The organism is Okeania sp. SIO3I5 (assembly GCF_010672085.1).
Lineage (GTDB): Bacteria > Cyanobacteriota > Cyanobacteriia > Cyanobacteriales > Microcoleaceae > Trichodesmium.
On sequence record NZ_JAAHHT010000298.1, the window covers coordinates 1 to 4226 of the forward strand.

Genomic DNA, 4226 nt, shown 5'->3' on the forward strand with positions numbered 1-4226 from the left:
TTTGGGGAGGGGAAAGACTGGAGTTGGTAAATTTTTGACTCTCACATAAATAGTAGAGGGGGAAAGATAGAAATTTTTCCGACTTTGGGGAGGGGAAAGACTGGAGTTGGTAAATTTTTGACTCTCACATAAATAGTAGAGGGGGAAAGATAGAAATTTTTCCGACTTTGGGGAGGGGAAAGACTGGAGTTGGTAAATTTTTGACTCTCAAATAAATAGTAGAGGGGGAAAGATAGAAATTTTTCCGACTTTGGGGAGGGGAAAGACTGGAGTTGGTAAATTTTTGACTCTCAAATAAATAGTAGAGGGGGAAAGATAGAAATTTTTCCGACTTTGGGGAGGGGAAAGACTAGAGGTGGCAAATTTTTCTGACTTGGGAAAGGAAAAAGACTAGAGTTGGTAAATTTTTTATTCTCAGATAAATAGTAGAGTCGAAAAGGTAGAAATTTTTCCGACTTTGGCAAGGGAAAGACTAGAGGTACTAAATTTTTCATTGTGAAAAAACAACTAATATCTATTTATCTAACACCCTAATTTCATAAACTTTAAATCCTGCACCTCTAGGTAAAGGTTTGCCATCCATTCCCATTGGATAAGACTCATAAGCACTTTTTGGTTGATATGGTTTACTATCAACATATTCTCCTTTTACTTCCACTTTTTTTCCAACATATTCGGCAAAACTTTCAAAAGCGATCGCTTCTGAAGCACGCAGAATTACGCCTTTTTTAGCAGAACGTTTTTCTATTTCTAAATCTCCTACATCTAAGACATAATAATTGCTATCTCCTGCTACCCAAGACTCAACACTTTTACTCCAAGGTTTTTCTCTAATTTTACCTGTTAAAGATATCAGAGAGCGACTTTCCTGAACTTGCATTGGTATAGATGGAGTTTGAGATAGTTGAGATTTAGTAAATAGATAACCGCTCATACCGCTGAAAGTTCCTACAAATATTGATAATACTATTGAGAATATTCTCCAAGTTGTCAAATTTACTTCCATCATTTCCATCTCTAATTTAAAAATTAATTTAATTCCTATTATATTCAATCTACAGCGCTCGCTCCAAAAATTCCGGGAGTTAAAGTGCCGATCTTTTTATCTAACAATTAATAGATAAGAAGGAAAGTTTATGGTAAGATTTAATGGCTTTTTAAATAATACAAATATATGCACCGAATAGCAGCTACTCCTGGTGGTTGGAACCCTCAAGCAGAAGGGGTAATTTTTATCGAACAAACTCCTGCACCAATAATATTTTTAACTGCAGCAGATACGGATATTCAAACTTTAGCAGCAGCAGTTAATAAGTTACCTTTTGATTTTCCACAACTGCGAGTTGCTAATTTACTTCATTTACAACAACAGTTAACTATTGATACTTATGCTGATGATATTTTATCCAAGGCAAAAGTAATTATTGTTCGACTTTTGGGGGGGCGTTCATATTGGTCTTATGGTTTGGAAGTTTTGTTAGAAGTGATAGAAAAAAATCGGGCGAAACTAATAGTAATTCCTGGAGATGACCGCCCTGATCCAGATTTAATTAGTCATTCTAATGTGGCGATTTCTCTAGTTAATCAATTCTGGCAATATTTGATAGAAGGTGGCGTAGATAATTTTGTTAATGGTTTGAAGTTTATCGCTAATATTTGTCTGGGAAAAAGTTATGATTTTGCCTCACCTATATCAGTACCGCGAGTCGGAATTTATCCTTGGCAAAAAGAAGAGAAAAGTAGAAAGGCAAAGGTCGGAATATTATTTTATCGCGCTCATTATTTGTCTGGAAATGTTGCTCCGATAGATGCTCTTTGCCAAGCTTTAATAGAAAAAAATTTAGAACCTGTTCCGGTATTTGTCTCTTCTCCTAGAGATGTAGAAGTTCAGGGAGAAATATTGGCATATTTTCAACCTGAAAATGCTGAAGCAATTCAATTATTGTTAAACACAACGAGTTTTGCTGTCTCTGTTGTAAACGATCGAGATTTTTCCAGTGAAAAATCTCCTAGTCATCCTTTATTAAGGCAGGGAAAAAATTTAGATGTACCAGTTTTACAAGTAATTTTTAGTGGTGGGAATTTTGAGCAGTGGGAAAGTCAATTTCAAGGTCTTTCGCCACGGGATGTAGCAATGAATATTGCACTGCCGGAAGTAGATGGAAATATTATTAGTCGGGCAATTTCTTTTAAGGCAGTTCAAACTTGGAATTCTGAGCTAGAAACAGATGTAGTTAGTTATTTTCCGGTTCAAGATAGGGTTGATTTTGTGTCAGAATTAGCTGCTAATTGGATCAAGTTACGACAAACTCCAGCATCTCAACGTCGCATCGCATTAATATTAGCAAATTATCCTAATCGTGATGGTCGTCTTGCTAATGGAGTGGGGTTAGATACTCCTGCTAGTTGTGTAGAAATTCTTGGAGCTTTAGAGGGATATGGTTATTATTTGGAAAGTGTTCCGGCAACGGGGGATGAGTTAATTAAACGTCTGACTTCTGGGGTAACAAATGATTGGGAAAGTCGTGAATTACGTCCTGTTTTTCAGTCTTTATCTTTGGCAGAATTTGAAACTTATTTTGCTGGTTTGCAAGAAGTTGTAAGGGAAAAAATTATTCAAAGATGGGGGAATAGAAATGACACAAATTTTGCCACGGCACACACGGATTTTGCCACGGATACACGGATTAATTCTGTTATGGTTTCTCCATCTTTACGAAAAGATATTTCTAGGAATTTTTCAGAATTTTACAAAGATAATGATGGAGATTTTGACACAGCGCCAGACACAAATTTTGTCACGGATACACAGATTAATTCTGTTATGGTTTCTCCATCTTTAGGAAAAGATATTTCTAGGAATTTTTCAGAATTTCACAAAGATAATGACGGAGATTTTGACACAGCGCCAAACACGGATTTTGCCACGGATGTACGGATTAATTCCACCAAAATTTTACCATCTTTTTCCCAAGATGTTGCTAGTGATTTTTCAGAATTTCAGAAAGATAATGACGGAGATTTTGACACAGCGCCAGAGACGGATTTTGCCACGGATACACGGATTAATTCCACTAAAATTTCACCATCTTTTTCCCAAGATGTTTCTAGTAATTTTTCAGAATTTCAGAAAGATAAAGAAACTGATAATTTTCCTATTCCAGGCATTCAGCTAGGGAATATTTTTGTTGGTATTCAACCTTCGCGGGGTTACGATATCGACCCCAGTTTAAATTATCATGCTCCAGATTTAGAACCGACTCCTAATTATTTAGCTTTCTATTATTGGTTGAGAGAAAAATTTAAAATAGATGCAATTATTCATGTGGGAAAACATGGAAATTTAGAATGGTTGCCTGGTAAAAGTGTCGGTTTATCTCAAGAATGTTTTCCAGAAATAGCTCTCGGTGCTTTGCCACATTTTTATCCTTTTATTGTTAACGATCCAGGAGAAGGTTCTCAAGCTAAACGGAGGTCGCAAGCTGTAATTATCGATCATTTAACTCCACCTATGACTCGTGCTGAAATTTATGGTGCTTTGCAGGAATTAGAAAGTTTAATTGATGAATATTATGAAGCACAAAATTTAGATCCATCTCGGTTATCTGTGATTCGGGAGCGGATAATTAATCTCATAGAAAAAGAAGGTTTGGATAGAGATTTATCGTTTTTAGAAAAAGACTCAGCTAACAAGGATTTTGCCACGGATGTACGGATTAATTCTAAGAATTTTTTAGAATTTGAAGATGTAGCTTCCGAGTTTTCTACTTCTGAAAAATCCTCAAAATTCCTCTCACCTCCCCAGCAAAATCAGGAGAAATTTTCTACAGAAACAGAAGAGGTAACTTCCGAGTTTTGCAATTCCGAAAAAGACTTAGACTTTCTCTCACTCCCTCAGGAAAATCGGGAAAATTTTCTCACAGAAATAGAAAGTTTCGCTTCTGACTCTCTCCCTTCTAAGGAGCAAAATGAGGAAAAATTTTCCACACAAACAGAAGGTTTAGGTTATAACTCCTCCGGTGCAGAAAAAGACTTAGACTTCCTCTCACCTCCGCAGCAAAATAGAGCAAAATTTTTCACAGAAATAGAAGGTGCAACGTCCGAGGTCTCCACTTCCGAAAAATCTTCAGACTCCCTCTTACTTCCACAGCAAAATCAGCAGAATTTTTCTACAGAAATAGAAGGTGCAACGTCCGAGGTCTCCACTTCCGAAAAATCTTCAGACT

General features: G+C 36.4%; 2 protein-coding genes. One reads left to right on the plus strand and one right to left on the minus strand.

Annotated features, from left to right (window positions below):
- Nucleotides 1-514: 514 nt before the first annotated feature.
- A complete protein-coding gene (locus tag F6K40_RS35655; protein ID WP_293143520.1) occupies nt 515-1009 on the minus strand; it encodes a hypothetical protein in 495 nt (164 codons plus the stop codon).
- A gap of 165 nt (nt 1010-1174) precedes the next feature.
- Between F6K40_RS35655 and F6K40_RS35660 the strand changes: the two genes are divergently transcribed.
- Nucleotides 1175-4226: cobaltochelatase subunit CobN (locus tag F6K40_RS35660; RefSeq protein WP_293143523.1), on the plus strand; the 3052-nt coding region annotated here is incomplete at its 3' end.

Excerpts from the sequence above, each read along its gene's own strand:
- F6K40_RS35655 (WP_293143520.1), bottom strand. The coding sequence starts at position 1,009 with ATGATGGAAGTAAATTTGACAACTTGGAGAATATTCTCAATAGTATTA.